The following is a 23,196-nucleotide window of genomic DNA, read 5'->3' on the forward strand; positions in this document are numbered from 1 at the left end:
ACCCGCGCCGGGCCTACATTGGTCGTACGTCACCGTCGACGCCCGGAGCCCACCATGACGGTCACCCCTGCCATCGAGGCCGACGTCCTGCGCCGCCAGGACCCCGAGCTCGCCGACCTCCTGCTCGCGGAGCGGGAGCGGCAGTCGTCGACGCTCCAGCTGATCGCCGCCGAGAACTTCACCTCGCCGGCCGTGCTGGCCGCCCTCGGTTCACCGCTCGCCAACAAGTACGCCGAGGGCTACCCGGGGGCACGGCACCACGGCGGCTGCGAGGTCGTCGACGTCGCCGAACGCGTCGCCGTCGAGCGGGCCAAGGCCCTGTTCGGCGCCGACCACGCCAACGTCCAGGCGCACTCGGGCTCTTCGGCGGTGCTCGCCGCCTACGCCGCCCTGCTCCGCCCCGGTGACACCGTCCTCGCGCTCGGCCTGCCGTACGGCGGGCACCTCACCCACGGCTCGCCCGTCAACTTCTCCGGCCGCTGGTTCGACTTCGCCGGGTACGGCGTGGAGGCCGAGTCCGGGTTCATCGACCACGAGCAGGTGCGCACCCTGGCCCGCACGCGCAGGCCCAAGGCGATCGTGTGCGGTTCCATCGCCTACCCGCGCCACATCGACCACGCGTTCTTCCGTGAGGTCGCCGACGAGGTGGGCGCGTACCTCATCGCGGACGCCGCGCACCCCCTCGGACTCGTCGCCGGGGGAGCGGCGCCCAACCCGGTGCCGTACGCGGACATCGTCTGCGGGACGACCCACAAGGTGCTCAGGGGGCCGCGCGGCGGTCTGATTCTGTGCCGCGCGGAGCTGGCCGAGCGGGTCGACCGGGCCGTGTTCCCCTTCACCCAGGGCGGGGCGCAGATGCACACCATCGCCGCCAAGGCGGTCGCCTTCGGGGAGGCGGCAACACCGGCGTTCGCCGCGTACGCCCATCAGGTGGTGGCGAACGCGCGGGTCCTGGCGGCCCGGCTGGCCGCCGAGGGACTGGTCGTCACCACCGGCGGCACGGACACCCACCTGATCACCGCCGACCCGGCGCCGCTCGGCGTCGACGGGCGGACCGCCCGGGGCCGCCTGGCCGCTGCCGGGCTCGTCATGGACTGCTGTGCCCTGCCGCACGGCGACGCCCGGGGACTCAGGCTCGGCACGGCCGCGATCACCACGCAGGGAATGGGCGAGACGGAGATGGTCCGGATCGCCGAGCTGCTCACCGGGGTGCTGCGCGGCGTGACGCATCCCTCGAGGGCCCGGGAGGCCGTGCGGGAGCTGGCCGGTGCGTTCCCGCCGTATCCCACCTGAGGAACTGCCCCCGCCACGTGCGGAAGGTGTGCCGACCGCGGTCCGCGACCGCGGCCGCCCCTGGGCTGGGCTCGTCAACAGCCGTGGCGGCTATGGTGTGGTGTCGACACACCAGTGACCTCTGTGGGGAAGCCCGTGCGTGAATACCTGCTGACGCTCTGCATCACGGCAGCGGTGACGTATCTGCTGACAGGGCCGGTACGGAAGTTCGCGATCGTGGCCGGGGCGATGCCGGAGATCCGGGCGCGTGACGTGCACCGGGAGCCCACTCCGCGCCTCGGCGGTATCGCGATGTTCTTCGGCCTGTGCGCGGGCCTGCTGGTCGCCGACCATCTCACCAACCTCAACCAGGTCTTCGAGACGTCGAACGAACCCCGGGCCCTGCTGTCCGGGGCGGCCCTGATCTGGCTGGTCGGGGTCCTGGACGACAAGTTCGAGCTGGGCGCCCTGATCAAGCTGGGCGGTCAGATGATCGCGGCCGGCGTCATGATCCTCCAGGGCCTGACCATCCTGTGGCTGCCCATCCCCGGCGTCGGGACGGTCTCCGTCACCTCGTGGCAGGGCAATCTGCTCACGGTCGCGCTCGTGGTCATCACCATCAACGCGGTCAACTTCGTGGACGGTCTGGACGGCCTGGCGGCGGGCATGGTCTGCATCGCCGCAGCGGCGTTCTTCCTGTACACCTACCGGATCTGGTACGGCTACGGTGCCGAGGCCGCGGCGCCCGCGACCCTGTTCTCCGCCGTGCTCATGGGCATGTGCCTCGGCTTCCTGCCGCACAACATGCACCCGGCGCGCATCTTCATGGGCGACTCCGGATCGATGCTGATCGGCCTGGTCCTCGCGGCGAGCGCGGTGTCGGTCACCGGCCAGCTGGACGTCGAGGCACTCAACGTCAACCTCGGCGGCACCCGGGAGACCACCCACGCGATGGTTCCCGTCTTCATCCCGCTGCTCATGCCGCTGACGATCATCGCGATCCCGGCCGCCGACCTCATCCTCGCGATCGTGCGCCGCACCTGGCGCGGCCAGTCACCGTTCGCCGCCGACCGCGGCCACCTGCACCACCGGCTGCTGGAGATCGGCCACTCGCACAGCCGCGCGGTGCTGATCATGTACTTCTGGTCGGCGCTCATCGCCTTCGGCGCGCTCGCCTACTCGGTCAACTCGACCTCCATGTGGATCGTGCTCGGGGTCGTGTTCCTCAGCGCGATCGGGCTGCTCCTGCTGCTCCTGCCGCGGTTCACGCCGCGTGCCCCGCGCTGGATGGAGCACTTCGTCCCGCCGCGCTACCGGCGGCGCCGCCCGGTCGAGGCCCTGTCGCCGGAGGCGTCGACGCCAGCGCCCGCTGCGGACCAGCCCGCCGCCGCCGAGTCCGAGAACCGCACCCCCGTGGTGTCCGGTGTGGCCGGTGTCAACGGGGCGACCGCCATCGGCCCCCGTTCGCGTCTGGCGGACCGGCGCCAGGCAGGGACAAGGTAAGAATCTGACGAGAGCATTGCCAAGTCGTGGGGTGGCGATGGGGGTGCGAAGCATCCCAATACCAGACATGTCGGCCGTGTTCTCGCTCAGACGCGCAGGTTCACTCTCATGTGTGACAGTGCGCACACCTTCAGGTAAAGACTGCATCAAATAGTTTGTGATACGGTTCACGAGAACCCCCCGGATAGAGCCGAAGGACCGCAGTGCGACGGTCCATTGGCGTGAGGTCTCCACTCAGCCCGGGACTACGCTCGTCCATGACGACACCCTGCCCCCTGCGAAAGCGGAGTTGCCGCCATGCCGTCCAATGACGCCCGGAACCTCTTGCAGTGCGCTGTGCCCACAGCGGCTGCCGGTGCTGTCGTCGTGGCCGTCAGTGGTGTGGTGGCCGGAGGCAAGGGAGCCGTCGGAGCGGCTGTCGGCGCCGTACTGGCCATCCTCTTCATGGGAATCGGTCTGTACGTTCTCCAGTGGACGGCAAAAACGCTCCCGCAGTTGTTCCAGGCCATGGGGCTGATGCTCTATGTCGCACAGCTGCTGCTTCTCCTGATCTTCGTCGCCCTCTTCAAGGACACCTCTCTCTTCAACGCGAAGGCGTTCGCCCTCGGGCTCGTCATCGCCACGGTCGTGTGGATGGCCGCGCAGGCTCGTGCGCACATGAAGGCCAAGATCTTCTACATCGACCCGGACTCCGAGAAGAGTGAGAAGCCCGCGAAGACCGGACCGTCGTCGTGACGAGTAGGGGCGCGATAAAGGCCGGTGAGTTCTCCTGCTATCGTCCGGTGCCAACTGCGGCATCGCGGGCGCGGGCATCTGAGCTGACGCCTGCTCGAACGCGAGGCTCGATGCCCCCCAGCCGCCCCCACATCCGTAACACCAGTCCGGTGCCGATCCGCGGCTGCGCGCCGCGCCGACACAACGAGGTTGCCGTACACATGCGTCACGCCGAAGGAGCCCGCGGTGAGTGCTGACCAGACCCAGCTCGCCTTTGACTGGAGCTGTCGGATCATGTCCGACGGGTGTGGTTTTCCGGCACCGGGCCTGCACTCGTTCCTCTTCAAGCCGATTGCCACGGTTGGAGGGTTCGAGTTCAACAAGGTGATGCTGCTCGCCATCATCACCACCATCCTCGTCATCGGCTTCTTCTACGCGGCCTTCGGCAAGGCCAAGGTCGTGCCGGGCAAGCTGCAGATGGTCGGTGAGGCCGGCTACGACTTCGTCCGCCGCGGCATCGTCTACGAGACCCTCGGCAAGAAGGAGGGCGAGAAGTACGTCCCCTTGATGGTCTCGCTCTTCTTCTTCATCTGGATCATGAACATCTGGTCCGTGATCCCGCTCGCTCAGTTCCCGGTCTCGTCCGTCATCGCCTTCCCGGCGGTCCTCGCCGTGATCGTCTACGTGACCTGGGTCTCCCTGACCTTCAAGCGGCACGGCTTCGTCGGGTTCTTCAAGAACATCACCGGCTACGACAAGTCGCTCGGCCCGGTGCTGCCGCTCGTGATGGTCATCGAGTTCTTCTCGAACCTGCTCGTCCGGCCGTTCACGCACGCGGTGCGACTGTTCGCGAACATGTTCGCCGGTCACCTGATGCTGGTCATGTTCACCGTCGCCTCCTGGTACCTGCTGAACAGCTGGATGGTCCCGGCGGCCGGTATCTCCTTCGTGATGACCATGGCCATGATCGTCTTCGAGCTTTTCGTGCAGGCCGTCCAGGCGTACGTCTTCGTGCTCCTCGCCTGCACGTACATCCAGGGCGCTCTGGCCGAGCACCACTGAGCCCCTCCGCCCCCGCAAGTCCCAAGAACGTCCGGTGGCCAACCCCCGCCGGTCCGTGAAAGAGAAGGAAGAAACAGCATGGCTGCCACTGAGACCCTCGCCGCTGTCTCCGGTTCGCTCGGCTCCATCGGCTACGGCCTCTCCGCCATCGGCCCCGGCATCGGCGTCGGCATCATCTTCGGTAACGGCACCCAGGCCCTGGCCCGTCAGCCCGAGGCCGCCGGCCTGATCCGTGCCAACCAGATCCTCGGCTTCGCCTTCTGTGAGGCGCTCGCCCTCATCGGCATCGTTATGCCGTTCGTGTTCGGTCAGTAATTTCCTGTCACCGACACGTTTCGACGAAAGGCACTGATGTGATCGCCAACCTGGTGCAGCTGGCGGCCGAGGAAGAGCAGAACCCGCTTATTCCTCCGGGCCCCGAGCTGCTCGTCGGCACCATCGCCTTCGCCATCGTGTTCTTCTTCTTCTGGAAGAAGCTGCTTCCGAACATCAACAAGGTTCTGGAGGAGCGCCGCGCGGCGATCGAAGGCGGTATCGAAGAGGCCGAGACCATGAAGGTCGAGGCTCAGAGCGTCCTTGAGCAGTACAAGGCACAGCTCGCCGAGGCCCGGCACGAGGCCGCGCGTCTGCGCCAGGAGGCGCAGGAGCAGGGTGCCACGCTCATCGCCGAGATGCGGGCCGAGGGCCAGCGTCAGCGCGAGGAGATCGTCGCCGCAGGTCACGCCCAGATCGAGGCCGACCGCAAGGCCGCCGCGTCCGCGCTGCGCCAGGACGTCGGCAAGCTCGCCACCGACCTGGCCGGCAAGCTCGTCGGCGAGTCCCTCGAGGACCACGCCCGGCAGAGCCGTGTGATCGACCGGTTCCTCGACGAGCTCGAGGAGAAGGCCGAGGCCGGACGATGAACGGAGCGAGCCGCGAGGCCCTGGCAGCCGCACGTGAGCGTCTCGACGCGCTGACGGACTCGACGTCCGTGAACGCGGGCTCGCTCGCCGACGAGCTGGCCGCCGTCACCGCGCTGCTCGACCGCGAGGTGTCGCTGCGTCGGGTCCTCACCGACCCGGCGCAGGCCGCTGAGGCCAAGGCCGAGCTGGCCCAGCGTCTGCTCGGCACCCAGGTCAGCGGCCCGGCCGCCGACCTGGTGGCCGGCATGGTGCGCTCCCGCTGGTCGCAGTCGCGCGACCTGGTGGACGCGCTGGAGGAGCTGGCCGCCACGGCCGACCTCAACGCCGCCCAGCAGGCCGGCAAGCTCGACGACGTCGAGGACGAGCTGTTCCGGTTCGGCCGGATCGTCTCCGGCAGCACCGAGCTGCGTGCCGCGCTGACCGACCGCAAGGCCACCACCTCGGCCAAGAGCGAGCTGCTGCGCAGCCTCCTCGGCGGCCGGGCGCAGTCGACCACCGAGCGTCTGGTGACGCGCCTTGTGACCGCGCCGCGGGGACGTAGCCTGGAGGCGGGACTCGAGTCCCTGTCCAAGCTCGCCGCCGACCGCCGGAACCGCATGGTCGCCATCGTGACCTCCGCGGTCCCGCTGAGCGACCCGCAGAAGCAGCGCCTGGGCGCCGCCCTCGCGAAGCTCTACGGCCGCCCGATGCACCTCAACCTGGACGTGGACCCCGAGGTCCTCGGCGGCATCAGGGTGCAGGTCGGCGACGAGGTGATCAACGGCTCCCTCGCGGACCGCATCGAGGACGCCAGCCGCCGGCTCGCCGGCTGAGCAGCAACTCAATAGGCAGTACGTACTGACGACGGCCCTGGTTGGGCCGTGCAGAAGAATCCTGGGGGTCGCCCCCAGACCCCCAAAGTGAAACTTCGGGCCCAACAAGGAGAGCAGGGAACCCAGATGGCGGAGCTCACGATCCGGCCGGAGGAGATCCGGGACGCGCTGGAGAACTTCGTCCAGGCGTACAAGCCGGACGCGGCCTCGCGCGAGGAGGTCGGTACGGTCACCTTCGCCGGCGACGGTATCGCGAAGGTCGAGGGTCTGCCCTCGGTCATGGCCAACGAGCTGCTGAAGTTCGAGGACGGCAGCCTCGGTCTCGCCCTCAACCTCGAGGAGCGCGAGATCGGCTGCGTCGTCCTCGGCGAGTTCAGCGGTATCGAGGAGGGTCAGCCGGTCTCCCGTACCGGTGAGGTTCTCTCCGTCGCGGTGGGCGAGGGTTACCTCGGCCGCGTGGTGGACCCCCTCGGCAACCCGATCGACGGCCTCGGCGAGATCGAGACCGAAGACCGTCGCGCCCTGGAGCTTCAGGCCCCGGGCGTCATGGTCCGCAAGTCGGTGCACGAGCCGATGGAGACGGGCTACAAGGCCGTCGACGCGATGACCCCGATCGGCCGTGGCCAGCGTCAGCTGATCATCGGTGACCGTCAGACCGGCAAGACCGCTCTGGCCGTCGACACGATCATCAACCAGCGCGACAACTGGCGCACGGGCGACCCGAACAAGCAGGTCCGCTGCATCTACGTCGCCATCGGCCAGAAGGGCTCCACCATCGCCGGTGTGCGCGGCGCTCTGGAGGAGGCCGGCGCGCTGGAGTACACGACCATCGTCGCCGCCCCGGCGTCCGACCCGGCCGGCTTCAAGTACCTGGCGCCGTACACCGGTTCGGCCATCGGCCAGCACTGGATGTACCAGGGCAAGCACGTCCTGATCATCTTCGACGACCTGTCGAAGCAGGCCGACGCCTACCGCGCCGTGTCGCTGCTGCTGCGCCGCCCGCCGGGCCGTGAGGCCTACCCGGGTGACGTCTTCTACCTGCACTCGCGTCTGCTGGAGCGCTGCGCCAAGCTCTCCGACGAGATGGGTGCCGGCTCGATGACCGGTCTGCCGATCGTCGAGACCAAGGCCAACGACGTCTCGGCGTTCATCCCGACCAACGTCATCTCCATCACCGACGGCCAGTGCTTCCTGGAGTCGGACCTGTTCAACGCCGGTCAGCGCCCCGCGCTGAACGTCGGTATCTCCGTCTCCCGAGTCGGTGGTTCCGCGCAGCACAAGGCGATGAAGCAGGTCTCCGGCCGTCTGCGCGTGGACCTCGCCCAGTTCCGTGAGCTGGAGGCGTTCGCCGCCTTCGGTTCCGACCTGGACGCCGCGTCGAAGGCGCAGCTGGAGCGCGGTCAGCGCATGGTCGAGCTGCTGAAGCAGGCGCAGTACCAGCCGATGGCCACCGAGGACCAGGTCGTCTCCGTCTGGGCCGGCACCACCGGCAAGATGGACGACGTTCCCGTCGCCGACATCCGCCGCTTCGAGAAGGAGCTGCTGGAGTACCTGCACCGCAAGGAGCAGGGCCTCATGACCTCCATCCGCGAGGGCGGCAAGATGTCCGACGACACCCTCCAGGCCGTGGCGGACGCCATCGTGGAGTTCAAGAAGCAGTTCGAGACCTCCGACGGCAAGCTGCTCGGCGAGGACACCCCGGCTGCCGGTAAGTGACGACGGAAGGGACCTGACTCATGGGAGCCCAGCTCCGGGTCTACAAGCGTCGCATCCGATCCGTCACCGCGACCAAGAAGATCACCAAGGCGATGGAGATGATCGCCGCCTCGCGCGTCGTCAAGGCGCAGCGCAAGGTGGCGGCCTCCACCCCGTACGCGACCGAGCTCACCCGGGCGGTCACGGCGGTCGCCGGCGGATCCAACACCAAGCACCCGCTCACGACCGAGCCGGAGAACCCGACCCGTGCCGCGGTCCTGCTCCTCACGAGCGACCGCGGTCTGGCCGGTGCCTTCAACTCCAACGCCATCAAGGCCGCGGAGAAGCTCACGGCGAAGCTCGAGGCCGAGGGCAAGGAGGTCGTCAGCTACATCGTCGGCCGCCGTGGTGTCGCCCACTACAACTTCCGCGAGCGCAAGATCGCGGAGTCGTTCACGGGCTTCACCGACGAGCCCTCGTACGCGGACGCCAAGAAGGTCGCGGCACCGCTGATCGAGGCCATCGAGACGGAGACGGCCGAGGGCGGCGTGGACGAGCTCCACATCGTCTACACCGAGTTCGTGTCGATGATGACGCAGACGGCGATCGAGGCGCGGCTGCTGCCGCTCAGCCTCGACGAGGTCGCGGCGGAGGCGAAGCCCAAGGGCGAGATCCTCCCGCTGTTCGACTTCGAGCCCTCGGCGGAGGACGTCCTGGACGCCCTGCTGCCGCGTTACGTGGAGAGCCGCATCTACAACGCGCTGCTCCAGTCGGCCGCCTCCAAGCACGCCGCCACGCGGCGCGCGATGAAGTCGGCCACCGACAACGCCGGCGAGCTCATCGAGACGCTCACCCGGCTTGCCAACCAGGCCCGCCAGGCCGAAATCACCCAGGAAATCAGCGAGATCGTCGGTGGCGCCAGTGCCCTGGCCGACGCGACCGCGGGGAGTGACTGACAAATGACCACCACTGTTGAGCCGACCGCTCCTGCTGGCGTGGCCACTGGCCGCGTCGCGCGGGTCATCGGCCCGGTCGTCGACGTGGAGTTCCCCGTCGACGCGATGCCGGAGATCTACAACGCCCTGCACGTCGAGGTCGCCGACCCGGCGCTCGCGGGCGAGAAGAAGACGCTGACCCTGGAGGTCGCCCAGCACCTGGGTGACGGCCTGGTCCGCGCCATCTCCATGCAGCCCACCGACGGCCTGGTCCGCCAGGCCCCGGTGACCGACACGGGCGCGGGCATCACCGTCCCGGTCGGTGACTTCACCAAGGGCAAGGTGTTCAACACCCTCGGTGAGGTGCTGAACAGCGACGAGGTGCACGACGGCGAGCGCTGGTCCATCCACCGCAAGGCTCCCGCGTTCGACCAGCTCGAGTCGAAGACCGAGATGTTCGAGACGGGCCTGAAGGTCGTCGACCTGCTCACCCCGTACGTCAAGGGCGGCAAGATCGGTCTGTTCGGTGGTGCCGGTGTCGGCAAGACCGTGCTGATCCAGGAAATGATCATGCGTGTCGCCAACCTCCACGAGGGCGTCTCCGTCTTCGCGGGCGTCGGCGAGCGCACCCGTGAGGGCAACGACCTCATCGCGGAGATGGAAGAGTCCGGCGTTCTGGACAAGACCGCCCTGGTCTTCGGCCAGATGGACGAGCCCCCGGGCACCCGTCTGCGCGTGGCCCTGGCCGGCCTGACGATGGCGGAGTACTTCCGCGACGTCCAGAAGCAGGACGTGCTGTTCTTCATCGACAACATCTTCCGCTTCACCCAGGCCGGTTCCGAGGTGTCGACCCTGCTCGGCCGTATGCCCTCCGCGGTGGGCTACCAGCCGAACCTGGCCGACGAGATGGGCACCCTCCAGGAGCGCATCACCTCGACCCGTGGTCACTCGATCACCTCGATGCAGGCGATCTACGTCCCCGCGGACGACCTGACCGACCCGGCCCCGGCCACCACCTTCGCCCACCTCGACGCGACGACGGTTCTGTCCCGTCCGATCTCCGAGAAGGGCATCTACCCGGCCGTGGACCCGCTGGACTCGACGTCCCGCATCCTCGACCCGCGGTACATCTCGGCGGACCACTACAACGCCGCGATGCGCGTGAAGAACATCCTGCAGAAGTACAAGGACCTTCAGGACATCATCGCGATCCTCGGTATCGACGAGCTCGGCGAGGAGGACAAGCTCGTCGTCCACCGTGCCCGTCGCGTGGAGCGCTTCCTGTCCCAGAACACCCACGCCGCCAAGCAGTTCACCGGCGTGGACGGTTCGGACGTGCCGCTGGACGAGTCGATCGCCGCGTTCAACGCGATCTGCGACGGCGAGTACGACCACTTCCCGGAGCAGGCGTTCTTCATGTGCGGTGGTCTCGAGGACCTGAAGAAGAACGCGAAGGAGCTCGGCGTCTCCTGACCCGGGCAGCGCTCGAGTCATGAGGGGGCGGGGTTCGTCCCGCCCCCTCATTCACGCCTACTAGACTTGTAACCAACACCCGGCACTCCCGCCGGGTGGTGACCCGAGGAGCCACCCTTGGCTGCTGAGCTGCACGTCGCGCTGGTCGCGGCCGACCGTGAGGTCTGGTCCGGCCAGGCCACCCTGGTCGTCGCGCGCACCACGTCCGGCGACATCGGCGTCATGCCCGGTCACCAGCCGCTGCTCGGTGTGCTGGAGTCGGGCCCGGTGACGATCCGCACGAGCGAGGGCGGGACGGTCGTCGCCGCGGTCCACGGCGGGTTCATCTCGTTCGCGGACGACAAGCTCTCGCTGCTGGCGGAGGTCGCCGAGCTGTCGGACGAGATCGACGTCCAGCGCGCGGAGCAGGAGCTCGAGCGCGCGAAGGCGGAGGACGACGCGGAGGCCCAGCGCCGCGCCGACGTCCGTCTGCGGGCTGCGACGGCGGCACGCTGACCGAAGTCCGCCGCGTGATGATGTCACTCAGCCGCGGCTGGGTACCGGAGAGATCCGGACCCAGCCGCGGCTGAGGCGGATGTGGGTGATTTTTACGTTCCGTTACCTAGGAGACGAGGAGGTCGGTGTCGATGGTCCTCGCTCTGACTGTGTGCGGAATCGTGGTGGCCCTCGTGGTGGTGGGCCTGTTCGTCTTCGGCCTGCGGCGCCGGCTGATCCAGCGCTCGGGCGGCACCTTCGACGCCAGCCTGCGCTGGGACGCCCCGGCCGAGGGCGACAGCAACGGCAAGGGCTGGGCGTACGGGGTGGCCCGGTACAACGGTGACCGGGTCGAGTGGTACCGCGTCTTCTCGTACTCGCCCCGTCCGCGCCGCGTCCTGGAGCGGTCCGCGATCGAGGTGGCCGGCCGCCGGGTCCCGGAGGGCGAGGAGGAACTGGCGCTGCTCTCCGACCATGTGATCCTGGCCTGTCTGCACCGGGGCACGCGCCTGGAGCTCGCGATGAGCGAAGACGCGCTGACCGGTTTCCTCGCGTGGCTGGAGGCAGCCCCGCCCGGTCAGCGCGTCAATGTCGCCTAGGGTCTACGACCCTTCGAACTTCTCTGTGATCCGGCCTACTTCAGGCCGCTGTCGATGGCCGTCGCCAGCTCGCCGTTCGCCGTGTCTCCGCTGAACTCCCAGAAGAACGCGCCGCCCAGGCCCTGGTTCTTGGCCCAGCTCATCTTGCCGGCGATGGTGGACGGGGTGTCGTAGGACCACCAGTTGCTGCCGCAGTGGGCGTACGCCGTACCGGCGACGGTGCCGGTCACCGGGCAGGAGTTCTTCAGGATCTTGTAGTCCTCGATGCCCGCCTCGTACGTGCCCGGGGCTGCGCCGGTCGCCGAGCCGCCGGGGGCGGACTGGGTGACGCCGGTCCAGCCGCGGCCGTAGAAGCCGATGCCGAGCAGCAGCTTCTTGGCGGGGACGCCCTTGGCCTTGAGCTTGGCGATGGCGTCGGCCGAGTTGAAGCCGGCCTGCGGGATGCCCGGGTAGGACGTGAGCGGGGAGTGCGGGGCGGTCGGGCCGTCCTTGTCGAAGGCGCCGAAGTAGTCGTAGGTCATCACGTTGTACCAGTCGAGGTGCTGGGCGGCGCCGCCGTAGTCGGCCGCGTCGATCTTGCCGCCGGAGGAGCCGTCGGCGGTGATGGCCGCGGTGACCAGGTAGTTCGGGCCGAACTCGGTGCGCAGCGCCGACATCAGGTTCCTGAAGGCCGCGGGACCCGAGGTGTCGCAGGTCAGGCCGCAGGCGTTCGGGTACTCCCAGTCGATGTCGATGCCGTCGAAGACGTCGGCCCAGCGCGGGTCCTCCACGACGGCCTTGCAGGACTTGGCGAAGGCGGCGGCGTTCTGCGCGGCCTGGCCGAAGCCGCCGGAGTAGGTCCAGCCGCCGAAGGAGTACAGCACCTTGATGTGTGGGTACTTCGCCTTGAGCTGGCGCAGCTGGTTGAAGTTGCCGCGCAGCGGCTGGTCCCAGGTGTCGGCGGTGCCGCTGACGGACTGGTCGGCGGTGTAGGCCTTGTCGTAGGCGGCGTAGGTGTCGTCGACGGTGCACTGACCGTTCTTGACGTTGCCGAAGGCGTAGTTGATGTGGGTGATCTTCGACGCCGTGCCCGAGGTCACCAGGTTCTTGACGTGGTAGTTGCGGCCGTAGACGCCCCACTCGGTGAAGTAGCCGAGCTTGACCTTGTCGCCGGTGGGCGGCTCGGTGGTGCCGCCCGTGGTGCGCACCCGGACGGCGCCGCTGACCGGGCCGGTCTGGTCGGCGGTGTCACGGGCCTGGACGGAGTAGGAGTAGTCGGTGCCCTTGGTCAGGCCGGTGTTGGTGTACGAGGTGCCCGTGACGGTGGCGACCTTGGTGCCGTCGCGCAGGACGTCGTAGTTCTTGACGCCCTTGTCGTCGGTGGCGGCGGACCAGGACAGCTTCACCGAGGTGTCGGTGATGTCCGAGGCGGTCGGGGTGCCGGGGGCGCTGGGCGCGCTGTCGCCCGGTTCGGTGGTGCCGCCGTCGCAGCTGCCGCCGTTGAGCTTGCAGTTGGCGGGGGAGCCGGAGCCGGTGCCGTTGAAGCCGAAGGTGACGGAGGCCCCGGGGGAGAGGGTGCCGTTCCAGGACTTGTTCTTCGCGGTCCAGTGGGTGCCGGAGGAGGTGACGTCGGCGTCCCAGGAGGAGGTGACGGAGGTGCCGGAGGGGAAGTCCCACTCGACGGTCCAGGAGCTGAGGGTCGTGGTGCCGGTGTTCTTCACCGTCCACTTGCCCTCGAAGCCGGAGCCCCAGTCCTGGGTCTTGGCGTAGGTGGCGGTGGCGGACGTGGCCGCCTGGGCCGGGCTCGCCAGGCCGACGAGACCGGCGAAGGGGAGCAACAGGGTCGCGAACCCTGCCGCGGCTCTGTGTCTGAAGCGCATGCTGCGCCTCCTTGATGGAGTTGTGGGGGCGTGACTGAGCCTCACGCCACTCATATGGTGCGGTGAGAATAGAAAGGTCTGGACCACCGGTCAATAGGTCTGGACCACCCCGCGCGGAGTTGGCTCAGACACCCAACTCCTGGGCCAGCACCGCCGCTTGCACCCGGCTGCGCAGCCCCAGCTTCCCCAGCAGCCTGCTGACGTGGGTCTTCACGGTCGCCTCGGCCATGTCGAGCCGCTCGGCGATGCCCGCGTTGGACAGCCCCTGACCCAGACAGGACAGCACCTCGCGCTCCCGCCGGGTCAGCTGGTCGAGCACCGCCGGATCGGCCGCGGGCTCGCGCACGGGCTTCGCGGCGAACTCCGCGATGAGCCGCCGGGTCACCGCCGGGGCGATGAGGCCTTCCCCGCGCGCGACCGTCCGCACCGCCTCCAGCAGATCGGCCGCCTCGGTGTTCTTCAGCAGGAATCCGGAGGCGCCCGCGCGCAGCGCGCCGAACACATACGCGTCCAGGTCGAAGGTGGTCAGCACGAGCACGTCGGCCAGCCGCTCCGCGACCACCTGCCGGGTCGCCGACACCCCGTCCAGGCGCGGCATCTGAACGTCCATCAGCACCAGGTCCGGCCGCAGCTCGCGGGCCAGTGCCACCGCCTGTTCGCCGTCCGCCGCCTCTGCGACCACCTCGATGTCGGGCGCGCTGCGCAGGATGAGTACCAGGCCGGCGCGGACGGCGGACTGGTCCTCGGCGACCAGGACGCGGATCATGCGATGTCTCCTTCGACGGGGTCGTGGACGGGCAGGGTGGCGCGCACGGCCCAGGTCTTCCCGTCGGGACAGTCCTCGGGGCCGGCCTCGAAGGTGCCGCCCAGCAGGGCGACACGCTCCCGCATGCCCACCAGACCGGCTCCGGAGCCGGGGGCACGCGGGGCGTCCCGGTCACCGTAGGGGCTGATCACACTGACGGTGAGCGAGCCGTCCCGCCGGGAGAGGGCGACGTCGACCGGCCCCGGGGCGGCGTGCTTGAGGGCGTTGGTCAGCGACTCCTGCACGATCCGGTAGGCGGCGAGTTCGACGGGCACGGGCACCTCGCCCTGGCCGGCGTCCAGGGTGACGTCGAGGCCGTTGGCGCGGGCGCCCTCCACCAGCGAGCCGAGACCGTCGAGCGTCGGGGCGGCGGCCGGTTCCACGTCGCCGCTGGAGTCACGCAGGATGCCGATCAGCCGCCGCATCTCCGCGAGCCCCTCCACACTGTTCTCCCTGATGACCACCAGCGCCTCCTGAGAGGTCTTCGGGTCGTCCAGGGAGAGGGCGGCGGTGGAGTGGATGGCGATCGCGGAGAGGTGGTTGGCGACCACGTCGTGCAGTTCGCGGGCCATCCGGGCGCGTTCGGCGGTGACGGCCTGCGCGCGGTCCATCTCGGCGAGCAGCGCGGTCTGCTCCGCACGCAGCCGGGCCGCCTCGGCGGCGTCGCGGTGGTTGCGGACGATCAGCCCGGTGGCGGCGGGCGCGAAGGCCACGACGCCGGTGACCACACCGATCAGCAGCGCCTCGGGCTCCCGCCAGACCGCGAACGGCACCACGCTCCCGGCCACCGAGAGCAGCCCGGTGATCCGCGGGATGCGGTGGGCCGAGGCGGGCGGGCCGTACAGGACGGCCGCGTACATGAGGTCGGTGTACATCAGGACCGTCACCAGGTTCCCCTGGGTGAGGACGTCCAGGACGATCGCGGCCGTGCCGATCAGCAGGGCGATGCGCGGGGCCGTCCGCCGCAGCAGCTCACAGCCCGCCATGACGAGGAGCGGCAGCAGCACCGGCCAGCGTCCCGGCAGCAGCACGTACGGCTCGGTGTGCGGGCGGGTGGCCAGGCCGAGGCCCCACAGCAGCAGTCCGCCGAGCAGGCTCCCCGTCGCGATGTGGACGTCGAAGCGGTGCGGGCGGGGGAGCGGTACGGCCATGGCACCATCCAACACGGCCGCCGCGCCCGGCGCGTGATCCCCGCGTAGGGTCCCCGGCTGCATCTTTCGATGTACCGCGCTTTCGTCAGTCGCGACGACGATGCGGGCCGTACCGGCCGGGAGCCTGGAAGGGTGACCGAGAGGAGCGAACCGTGATCGTCGCCTTGATCGCCGCCTGTGAGATCGGCTTCTGGGTGCTGCTGGCGGCCGGGCTGGCCTTCCGCTACCTGCTGCGCATGCCGCGTACGGGACTGGCGCTGCTGTTGTGCGAGCCGCTGCTGGAAGTCGTCCTGCTGGTGGCCACCGCGCTGGACCTGAAGAACGGTGCCGAGCCGAACTGGACGCACGGGCTGGCCGCGCTGTACATCGGCTACACCGTCGGACACGGCCACCGCACCGTGAAGTGGCTCGACGGCCACGCCGCCCACCGCCTGGGCGGCGCCCCGAAGCCGATCGGACCGCCCCGCTACGGCATGGCCCGGGCGCGCCATGAGGGCACGGTGTGGCTGGGCACGCTGGCGGCTGCCGCCGTGGCGACCGGGCTGCTCCAGCTGGCCATCTGGTATGTCGACGACCCGAGCCGCGTCACCTCCCTGGAGAGCTGGCGCTATGTGGCCTGGCGTGCGGCGGGGATCCACGGCCTGATCGCGCTGAGCTATCTGATCTGGCCGCGGAAGGCTCCCGCCGGGGTGCCCGAGAAGCAGATCGAGCAGGAGAGGGTGCGGTGACGGGCCGCTGCCCAGTCCCGGCTCGTCGTGGCTCGTATCGCGCCCACGCGGCGCAGCCGCGGGTTCGACTCGGCGCCCCTCGCAGGCGCTTCAGCGCTCCCCGCCCGGTACCCACAGCACGTCCCCGACCTCCTTGTTCGCCGTTCTGGCGAGGATGAACAGCAGGTCGGACAGGCGGTTGAGGTAGGTCGCCGTCAGGGGGTTCATCACCTCGGCGTGCACCTCCAGGGCCGCCCAGGTCGAGCGCTCGGCCCGGCGTACCACCGTGCAGGCCTGGTGCAGCAGGGCCGCGCCGGGGGTGCCGCCGGGGAGGATGAAGGAGCGGAGCTTCTCCAGCTGCTCGTTGAAGCGGTCGCAGTCCGCCTCCAGCTTGTCGATGTAGAACTGCTCCACCCGCAGGGGCGGGAACTCCGGGTTCTCCACCACCGGCGTCGACAGGTCAGCGCCCACGTCGAACAGGTCGTTCTGCACGCGGGTGAGGACCTTGACGACCTCCTCGTCCAGGCCGCCCAGCGCGATCGCCGTGCCGATCACCGCGTTCGCCTCGTTGGCGTCGGCGTACGCGGAGATCCGCAGGTCGGTCTTGGCGACCCGGCTCATGTCGCCGAGGGCGGTGCTGCCCTGGTCGCCGGTCCTGGTGTAGATGCGCGTCAGATTGACCATGCGGCCAGCCTAATTACGCCCCGGCGGTTCGGAACACGCGTGTGCCCACTGTCACGGACAGCGCCGTGAAACCGGCGGCCACCAGCGCGCCGTAGAGCATGGAGGACGAGGCGTAGTCGCCGACGTACGCGTCCCGCACCGCGTCCACCAGATAGCGGAACGGCATGAGGTGCGACAGGACGTCCAGCCAGGCCGGGCCCAGGGTCATCGGCAGCATCAGGCCGGACAGCAGCATGGACGGCATGGTCAGCGCGTTGATCGCGGGTCCGAAGGTCTGCGGGGTGTCCATCCGCAACGCCAGCGCGTACGACAGGGCGGCGAGCGAGAGGGTGAGCAGCGCGACGAAGCCGAAGCCGATCAGCACCCCGGCGAGCGGTGCGCGCAGGCCCATCGCCACCGCCGCCAGCACCAGCAGCACGGCCTGGAAGACGAACACCGTGGCGTCCCGCAGCACCCGGCCGAGCAGCAGGGCCAGCCGGCTGACCGGGGTGACCCGCATGCGCTCGACCACCCCGTGCCCCTTCTCGATGATGACCGAGAAGCCGGCGAAAGACGCCCCGAACAGGCCGAGTTGGAGCAGCAGGCCGGGGACGAGCACCTGCCAGGAGCTGCCTTCCCCGCCGAGCGGCAGATCCGTGAGCAGGGGGCCGAAGAACAGCAGGTACAGCAGCGGCATCAGTACGCCGAAGAGCAGGGCGAAGCGGGAGCGCAGGGACTGGCGAAGGTAGCGCCCGTAGATGAGGGCGGTGTCCTGGAGCAGCATGCGGGGCCTCCTATACGGCCACGGGGGCAGTGTCGTCGGGTGTGGCGCTGCGGCCCGTGATGGCCAGGAACGTCTCCTGGAGTGAGGCGCCGGCGGAGCCGCCGTACCGCAGTTTCAGGGCGCTCGGCGTGCCCTCGGCGACGACCGTGCCGTGGTCCACGACGACCAGCCGGTCGGAGAGCGCGTCGGCCTCGTCGAGGTAGTGCGTGGTCAGGAACACCGTCGTGCCGTGCTCGTCGCGCAGCCGCCGCACCAGGTCCCACAGGTCGGCGCGGCTGCCCGGGTCGAGACCGGTCGTCGGCTCGTCCAGGAACAGCACCTTCGGGCGGTGGGTGAGCGCCATCGCGATGTCCAGCCGCCGTCGCTGACCGCCCGAGAGCGCGCCGCACGTGCGGTCGAGGAGCCCCGTGAGGTCCAGCTCGCGGGCCAGTTCCCCGGCGCGCTCGACGGCCTGGGCCCTGGTCAGCCGGTACAGACGGCCCTGGGTGACCAGTTCCTCCCGCACGCTGATCTGCGGGTCGACCCCGCCGGACTGCGCCACGTATCCGCAGGCCCGGCGGACCCCGGCCGCATCGGTCGCCAGGTCGCAGCCCGCGACGGTGGCGGCGCCGCCGGTCGGCTCCAGCAGGGTCGTCAGCATCCGCAGGGTCGTCGTCTTGCCGGCCCCGTTCGGGCCGAGGAAGCCGAGGATCTCGCCCTCGTGCACGGTCAGGTCGACGCAGCGCACGGCCTCCACGGGGCCGCTCCTGGTCACGAAGGTACGGGCCAGTCCGGCCGTACTGATGATGGTCATGGCCCCAGAAAAACAGAGTCTCTTAAACTTTGCAATGACCCCAAGTTTTCATAGGGTCCAAGGAAGCTAGGATTCGGACATGGCTGAGGGGCTCAGGGAACGGAAGAAGCGCGAGACCAGGCAGCGCATCTCGGACATCGCCACCGGGCTCTTCCTGGAGCGCGGGTTCGTGACGGTGACGATCGCGGACGTGGCGGAGGCGGCCGACGTCTCCGTGAACACCGTCTACAACTACTTCCCGGCCAAGGAGGACCTCTTCTTCGACCGCTCCCAGGGCGTCGTCGACCGGCTCTCGCGCTGGGTGCGCGGCCGGGACGCCGGGGAGTCGGCCACCCGGGCGGTGCTGCGCGAGCTGCGCGCCGAGGTGGAGGCCGTCTCGCCCCGCATGGGCCTCATCGAGGGCTACGACCGCTTCATGCGCTGCATCGAGGAGGCGCCCCCGCTGCGCTCCCGCCTGTGGAGCATGCAGCAGGAGCTGCAGAGCAACCTGGAGGCGACCCTCCACGCGGAGACGGGCGCCCCGCCCGGCGACCCGCTGCCCGCGCTGATCGCGGGTCAGATCTGCTGGATCCATGGCACTCTTTTCGTGCGGATCGGCCGCGAGATGGTCAAGGGGCGCAACCCGGACGAAGTGTCACGGGAGATGCTCGTCCTTCTCGACGACATCGAGGAGCTGTTGAGCGAGAAGGTGCTCAACTACGCCGTACGGGGCGCCGTATGACCCGGGCCGGTGTGATGTCCGTCATGTGAGACGTGACGCGCATTACTTACTGGTCACACAGCCCCTCACGAGCGCTAGTGTCCGGCCCGAGAGGCAGACACAAAGAGCGTCAGGGGAGTCGCACAGTGGCACGGAAGCTCGCCGTCATCGGAGCCGGCCTCATGGGATCCGGCATCGCCCAGGTCTCCGCACAGGCGGGCTGGGAGGTGGTCCTGCGCGACGTCACCGACGAGGCGCTGACGCGGGGCACCGACGGCATCAAGGCGTCGTACGACAAGTTCGTCGCCAAGGGCAAGCTGGAGGCGCACGACGCCGACGCCGCCCTGGCCCGCATCACCGCGACCACCGACCTGGACGCGGCGGCCGACGCGGACGTCGTCGTCGAGGCGGTCTTCGAGAAGCTCGAGGTCAAGCACGAGATCTTCCGCGCTCTCGACAAGATCGTGAAGGACGAGGCGATCCTCGCCTCGAACACCTCCGCCATTCCGATCACCAAGATCGCGGCGGCCACGGAGCGCCCGGAGCGGGTCGTCGGCACGCACTTCTTCTCGCCGGTGCCGATGATGCAGCTGTGCGAACTGGTCCGCGGCTACAAGACCAGCGACGAGACGCTCGCCACCGCCCGCGAGTTCGCCGAGTCGGTCGGCAAGACCTGCATCGTCGTCAACCGCGACGTCGCCGGCTTCGTGACGACCCGTCTCATCTGCGCCCTGGTCGTCGAGGCGGCCAAGCTCCAGGAGTCGGGCGTGGCCAGCGCCGAGGACATCGACCTGGCCTGCAAGCTGGGCTTCGGCCACGCCATGGGCCCGCTGGCGACGGCGGACCTGACGGGCGTCGACATCCTGCTGCACGCCACCAACAACATCTACACCGAGTCCCAGGACGAGAAGTTCGCGGCTCCCGAGTCGATGCGCCGGATGGTTGACGCCGGTGACATCGGACGCAAGAGCGGGCAGGGCTTCTACAAGCACTGAAACCGCACATGCCCCGGGCCCATCACACGCCAGGGTGAATTCGGTATCGGTTCGCTTACAAGAAGCAACCTCTGACTGCTCCACACAGTCAGAGGTTGCATCACCCACATCCAGAACGCGGAGCACGATTCGCACGCACGGGGAGCGCATATGCACATCAGGGGCGACCACGCCGAGCTGGTCGTCGGGGGCCGCCTCGACGTCCGCAGCGCGGCGGACGCCCGTACGGTCCTGCACGCGGCCGTCGACGACGGAGTGGGCGACCTGGTGCTGGACCTGTCCGAACTGGACTCCTGGGACGCCACCGGACTGGGCGTGATCATGGGAGCCCACCGCCGGGCCGGCCGCTGCGGCCGGCGCCTGGTGCTGCGCGGTGTACCCCCGCAGATGCAGCGCCTGCTGGTGGCCACCCGCCTGCACCGGATCCTGGCGATCGAAGGGGGCATCGGGGTGGAGTCGCTTCCCCGGGTGTGACATCGCGTACGGGTGTGAGGCGGGCGACCGCGGAGACCCGGACGCACGTCGTCGCATCGTGCGACGCGCACAATCCTCACGAGACCGTGACGTTACGGACGGCGCGGTACCCCGGACTGTCGTAGATACTGTGCGAAGGTTTAGGGTTCGGCTGCCCGCTGCCATGACACCCTTCGAGCGGGACCGGACCAGAAGCGACAGCGCGGTGTGCAGCAAGGCCGGGAGGGGCTTTTCCGAGCACACACACGCTTTTGGGGGGCTTGACCTATGGATCCTGACAACCGGGGACCCGAGGAGTACGGCCACGACGGCGACGGCCCGGTGCCGCGCCAGCGCCCGCCCAGGGAATCCCTCACGCCCGACTTCGCGCAGCACGCGCCGGCCCTGGCCCGCACCGTGCGGCTCGTCTCCGGCGACTTCCTGCTGACCGTCAACCCCGTCGACGGCAGCGAGATAGAGGTCTGCCCGCCCGCCGAACGGCCCGCCCGGCCCGTGAAGCTCACCGCGGCCGAGCGCGCCGAGGCCGACCGCGCGGCCCGCCCGCCCGTCCCGGCCGGCCCCGCGCGGCCCGCCCTGCCGCTGCTGGCCCGCCAGGACGAACGCGAGCGCCTGGTGCGCCTGCTCGCCCGCGGCCGCTCCACCCGCCTGACCGGCGCGCCCGGCTCCGGCCGCACCCGCCTGCTCGACCTGGTCGCCGAGGACTGCTCCGACCTCGCCCCCGACGGCGTCGTCCGCCTCAACGGCTACGGCCGCACCGCCGACGACCTGCTGTACGACCTGTTCCGCGCGGTGTACGACGCCCCGCTGCACCGCCCGGACCGGGACGACGTGCTCACCCATGTCCGGGACATCGGCGCGGTCGTCGTCGTCGACGACCTGGAGTTCGGCGGAGCCGCGCTCGACGAGCTGCTGGAGGCGACCCCCGAGTGCGCCTTCCTGCTCGGCGCCACCCCGGACGTGCCGGCCCCCTCCGCCGGAGCCGGTGTCGAGGAGGTCCTCCTCGGCGGGCTGGAGCGCGCCGCCGGGCTCGACCTGCTGGAACACGCCGTGGGCCGGCCCCTCACCGAGGACGAGTCCAACTGGGCGGGCGACCTCTGGTTCGAGTCCGAGGGCCTGCCGCTGCGCTTCGTCCAGGCCGGAGCCCTGCTGCGGCAGCGCGACCGGCTGCGCGCCGGCACCGGTGCCGTCGACGAGTTCGGCGTCTTCGAGGACGCGCCCCCGGCCGGCACCGCCGAGGCCTACGACCTCGGCGACGACGTGCCGCTGCCCGCGCTCGGCGAGGCCGCCGCGCCCGCGCCGCTGCTCGCCTCCCGGCTGAGCGCCTCCGCCCGCGCCACCCTGCGGTTCGCCGTCGCCCTCGGCGGCGAGGTCCCGCACCAGGCGCACCTGCCCGCCCTGGTCGGCGACACCCACGCGGACGCCGCGCTCGGCGAACTGGTCTCCTGCGGTCTGGTCTCCCCGGTCGGCTCCCGCTACCGCCTCGCGGCCGGCGTGCCCGCCCAGCTGGAGGCCGCCGGATACGCCGACGAGGCCGAGGCCGGCGCCCGCAGCGCCGCCCAGCACTACTCCTGGTGGGCCGGGCACCCCTCGGTCACCCCGGAGCGCGTCTGCGCCGAGGCCGACGCGATCCTCGCCGCGCTCGCGGTCCTCGGCCCGGCCACGCGTCCGCCCGCCGAGGGCGAGGAGAGCGCGGCCGTGCACCTGGCCCGCACCGCCGCTCCCGCGCTCGCCGCCGGACTGCGCTGGAGCGCCTGGGAGCGGGTCCTGCGGGCCGGCGCCGAGGCCGCCCGGCTCGCCGGGGACGTCGCCGAGGAGGCCTACTTCCACCACGAGCTCGGTGTCCTGGCCCTGTGCGGGGGACAGCTCGACCGGGCCCGCGCCGAACTGGAGGCCTCCATCGGCCTGCGCGGCGCCCTCTCCGACAAGCGGGGCACCGTCGCCGGCCGTCGTGCCCTCGCCCTGGTCGCCGACCGCTCGGGCACCCCGATCGGGCTCGGGCCGACCGCGGCGGAAGAGGTGCCCGACGCCCGGGGTGAGGAGTCGGCGTCCCCGCCCGGCGGTGTCCCGGCGGCCTTCCCGACGCTCCAGCCGCCGCCCTCCCCGGCCCTGGTCACCCACCGCAGCGCGCCCGGCCCCTCGCGCAAGGCTCGCGGCGGACTCAAAGGCCTGGCCCGGCGCAACCTCGTGGCCGCCGGAGCCGGTGCCCTGCTGGTCGCCGTCCTGGGCACGGTGGTGACGCTCGGCGCCACCTCCGACAACCAGCAGAACCCGCCGGCCGACCAGGTCGGCGTCAACCCGTCCGCGAGCCAGGACGTCGGCGACGGCAGCCTGGGAGCCGACCGTCCGGCCGGCGACGACGCCGAGGACACGGGCGCGGCGGCCGCACGCCCGACGGATCCGGGGCCGGACGGCACCCTCGGCACCTCGGACGACCCGACGCCGACGGACACCCCGAGCGGTTCGCAGGACCCGAGCGGTTCCGCGTCGCCGTCGAAGCCGCCGTCGTCCTCCAAGCCGCCGTCCACGTCGAAGCCGCCCGCGACGTCCAAGCCCCCCGCGACGTCGAAGCCGCCGACGTCCAAGCCTCCGACGTCCGAGCCGCCGACCTCCCAGCCGCCCACCTCGCAGCCGCCCACCTCGGAGCCGCCGACCACCAGCCCGTCGACCTCCGACTCGGCCAGTGGCCCGGCGCCCGGCGCTCCCACGAACAGCACGGCGAGCGCGCCGCAGAGCGCCCCGGGCACGCCGAGCGGCTCACAGACGGTGATCTGACACCCGCCGACGACAACAGGGCCGGGTCCGCGATACGGACCCGGCCCTGTTC

Annotated in this window: 23 protein-coding genes; 17 read left to right on the forward strand and 6 right to left on the reverse strand. The window is 70.2% G+C overall.

The window, feature by feature from the left end:
- Positions 1 to 54: 54 nt before the first annotated feature.
- The 12 genes from glyA (at position 55) to AB0I06_RS04845 (ending at position 11,441) form a co-directional block, all read left to right on the forward strand.
- Positions 55 to 1,293: a serine hydroxymethyltransferase gene (glyA, locus tag AB0I06_RS04790; RefSeq protein WP_363117293.1), complete on the forward strand. Its 1,239-nt coding sequence runs from the start codon at positions 55 to 57 to the stop codon at positions 1,291 to 1,293.
- Positions 1,294 to 1,428: 135 nt separating this feature from the next.
- Complete coding sequence (locus AB0I06_RS04795; RefSeq protein WP_363117294.1) at positions 1,429 to 2,775, forward strand: MraY family glycosyltransferase; 1,347 nt, start codon at positions 1,429 to 1,431, stop codon at positions 2,773 to 2,775.
- Positions 2,776 to 3,072: 297 nt separating this feature from the next.
- Positions 3,073 to 3,510 carry a hypothetical protein gene (locus tag AB0I06_RS04800; RefSeq protein ID WP_363117295.1) on the forward strand — a complete coding sequence of 146 codons (438 nt, stop codon included), beginning with the start codon at positions 3,073 to 3,075 and terminating at the stop codon, positions 3,508 to 3,510.
- Between the two features lie 273 nt (positions 3,511 to 3,783).
- Complete coding sequence (gene atpB / locus AB0I06_RS04805; RefSeq protein ID WP_363117684.1) at positions 3,784 to 4,551, forward strand: F0F1 ATP synthase subunit A; 768 nt, start codon at positions 3,784 to 3,786, stop codon at positions 4,549 to 4,551.
- A 78-nt stretch (positions 4,552 to 4,629) separates the two neighbouring features.
- The gene (locus tag AB0I06_RS04810; RefSeq protein WP_010040161.1) at positions 4,630 to 4,866 is read left to right on the forward strand and encodes an ATP synthase subunit C; all 237 of its coding nucleotides are present in this window, start codon (positions 4,630 to 4,632) and stop codon (positions 4,864 to 4,866) included.
- Positions 4,867 to 4,904: 38 nt separating this feature from the next.
- Complete coding sequence (locus AB0I06_RS04815; protein WP_363117296.1) at positions 4,905 to 5,453, forward strand: F0F1 ATP synthase subunit B; 549 nt, start codon at positions 4,905 to 4,907, stop codon at positions 5,451 to 5,453.
- Positions 5,450 to 6,265, forward strand: a complete 816-nt coding sequence (locus tag AB0I06_RS04820) for a F0F1 ATP synthase subunit delta (protein ID WP_363117297.1) — start codon at positions 5,450 to 5,452, stop codon at positions 6,263 to 6,265. The genes AB0I06_RS04815 and AB0I06_RS04820 overlap by 4 nt, the downstream gene beginning before the upstream one ends.
- Positions 6,266 to 6,391: 126 nt before the next feature.
- Positions 6,392 to 7,981: a F0F1 ATP synthase subunit alpha gene (gene atpA, locus AB0I06_RS04825; protein WP_363117298.1), complete on the forward strand. Its 1,590-nt coding sequence runs from the start codon at positions 6,392 to 6,394 to the stop codon at positions 7,979 to 7,981.
- A gap of 20 nt (positions 7,982 to 8,001) precedes the next feature.
- Positions 8,002 to 8,916, forward strand: a complete 915-nt coding sequence (locus tag AB0I06_RS04830; protein ID WP_161368778.1) for a F0F1 ATP synthase subunit gamma — start codon at positions 8,002 to 8,004, stop codon at positions 8,914 to 8,916.
- Between the two features lie 3 nt (positions 8,917 to 8,919).
- The gene (gene atpD, locus AB0I06_RS04835; RefSeq protein ID WP_363117299.1) at positions 8,920 to 10,368 is read left to right on the forward strand and encodes a F0F1 ATP synthase subunit beta; all 1,449 of its coding nucleotides are present in this window, start codon (positions 8,920 to 8,922) and stop codon (positions 10,366 to 10,368) included.
- A 117-nt stretch (positions 10,369 to 10,485) separates the two neighbouring features.
- Positions 10,486 to 10,863 (forward strand): F0F1 ATP synthase subunit epsilon, encoded by a 378-nt coding sequence (locus AB0I06_RS04840; RefSeq protein ID WP_033312984.1) that lies wholly within the window; start codon positions 10,486 to 10,488, stop codon positions 10,861 to 10,863.
- A gap of 131 nt (positions 10,864 to 10,994) precedes the next feature.
- The gene (locus AB0I06_RS04845; RefSeq protein ID WP_361302195.1) at positions 10,995 to 11,441 is read left to right on the forward strand and encodes a DUF2550 domain-containing protein; all 447 of its coding nucleotides are present in this window, start codon (positions 10,995 to 10,997) and stop codon (positions 11,439 to 11,441) included.
- Between the two features lie 35 nt (positions 11,442 to 11,476).
- Here AB0I06_RS04845 and AB0I06_RS04850 read toward each other — a convergent pair whose 3' ends face one another.
- The 3 genes from AB0I06_RS04850 to AB0I06_RS04860 all read right to left on the reverse strand — a co-directional run bounded on the left by AB0I06_RS04850 (position 11,477) and on the right by AB0I06_RS04860 (position 15,256).
- Entirely contained in the window at positions 11,477 to 13,300 is a 1,824-nt protein-coding gene (locus tag AB0I06_RS04850) for a glycoside hydrolase family 18 chitinase (RefSeq protein ID WP_363117300.1), read from the reverse strand.
- A 124-nt stretch (positions 13,301 to 13,424) separates the two neighbouring features.
- Positions 13,425 to 14,066 carry a response regulator transcription factor gene (locus AB0I06_RS04855; protein ID WP_363117301.1) on the reverse strand — a complete coding sequence of 214 codons (642 nt, stop codon included), beginning with the start codon at positions 14,064 to 14,066 and terminating at the stop codon, positions 13,425 to 13,427.
- The gene (locus tag AB0I06_RS04860) at positions 14,063 to 15,256 is read right to left on the reverse strand and encodes a histidine kinase (protein ID WP_363117302.1); all 1,194 of its coding nucleotides are present in this window, start codon (positions 15,254 to 15,256) and stop codon (positions 14,063 to 14,065) included. The genes AB0I06_RS04855 and AB0I06_RS04860 overlap by 4 nt, the downstream gene beginning before the upstream one ends.
- Before the next feature lie 152 nt (positions 15,257 to 15,408).
- Here AB0I06_RS04860 and AB0I06_RS04865 point away from each other — a divergent pair, with 152 nt between their 5' ends.
- Positions 15,409 to 15,984, forward strand: coding sequence for a hypothetical protein (locus tag AB0I06_RS04865; protein WP_363117303.1), 576 nt, complete (start codon positions 15,409 to 15,411; stop codon positions 15,982 to 15,984).
- A gap of 90 nt (positions 15,985 to 16,074) precedes the next feature.
- Here the strand turns inward: AB0I06_RS04865 and AB0I06_RS04870 are convergent, their stop codons facing one another.
- From AB0I06_RS04870 to AB0I06_RS04880, 3 genes are read right to left on the reverse strand one after another with little or no spacing between them, the layout of a single operon-like run.
- Positions 16,075 to 16,647: a cob(I)yrinic acid a,c-diamide adenosyltransferase gene (locus tag AB0I06_RS04870; protein ID WP_363117304.1), complete on the reverse strand. Its 573-nt coding sequence runs from the start codon at positions 16,645 to 16,647 to the stop codon at positions 16,075 to 16,077.
- 13 nt (positions 16,648 to 16,660) lie between these two features.
- Positions 16,661 to 17,410 (reverse strand): ABC transporter permease, encoded by a 750-nt coding sequence (locus AB0I06_RS04875; protein WP_363117305.1) that lies wholly within the window; start codon positions 17,408 to 17,410, stop codon positions 16,661 to 16,663.
- 10 nt (positions 17,411 to 17,420) lie between these two features.
- Entirely contained in the window at positions 17,421 to 18,203 is a 783-nt protein-coding gene (locus AB0I06_RS04880) for an ATP-binding cassette domain-containing protein (protein ID WP_363117306.1), read from the reverse strand.
- Positions 18,204 to 18,282: 79 nt separating this feature from the next.
- On the opposite strand from AB0I06_RS04880, the gene AB0I06_RS04885 reads away from it, so the two are divergent.
- The 4 genes from AB0I06_RS04885 to AB0I06_RS04900 all read left to right on the forward strand — a co-directional run bounded on the left by AB0I06_RS04885 (position 18,283) and on the right by AB0I06_RS04900 (position 23,144).
- Positions 18,283 to 18,924, forward strand: a complete 642-nt coding sequence (locus tag AB0I06_RS04885; RefSeq protein WP_363117307.1) for a TetR/AcrR family transcriptional regulator — start codon at positions 18,283 to 18,285, stop codon at positions 18,922 to 18,924.
- Between the two features lie 125 nt (positions 18,925 to 19,049).
- Entirely contained in the window at positions 19,050 to 19,898 is an 849-nt protein-coding gene (locus tag AB0I06_RS04890) for a 3-hydroxyacyl-CoA dehydrogenase family protein (protein WP_363117308.1), read from the forward strand.
- A 150-nt stretch (positions 19,899 to 20,048) separates the two neighbouring features.
- On the forward strand, positions 20,049 to 20,372 hold the full coding sequence (locus AB0I06_RS04895; RefSeq protein WP_363117309.1) for an STAS domain-containing protein: 324 nt from the start codon (positions 20,049 to 20,051) through the stop codon (positions 20,370 to 20,372).
- Positions 20,373 to 20,639: 267 nt separating this feature from the next.
- Positions 20,640 to 23,144, forward strand: coding sequence for an ATP-binding protein (locus tag AB0I06_RS04900; protein WP_363117310.1), 2,505 nt, complete (start codon positions 20,640 to 20,642; stop codon positions 23,142 to 23,144).
- Positions 23,145 to 23,196: the final 52 nt, after the last annotated feature.

This window comes from Streptomyces sp. NPDC050674 (genome assembly GCF_040654575.1).
Classification (GTDB): Bacteria; Actinomycetota; Actinomycetes; order Streptomycetales; family Streptomycetaceae; genus Streptomyces.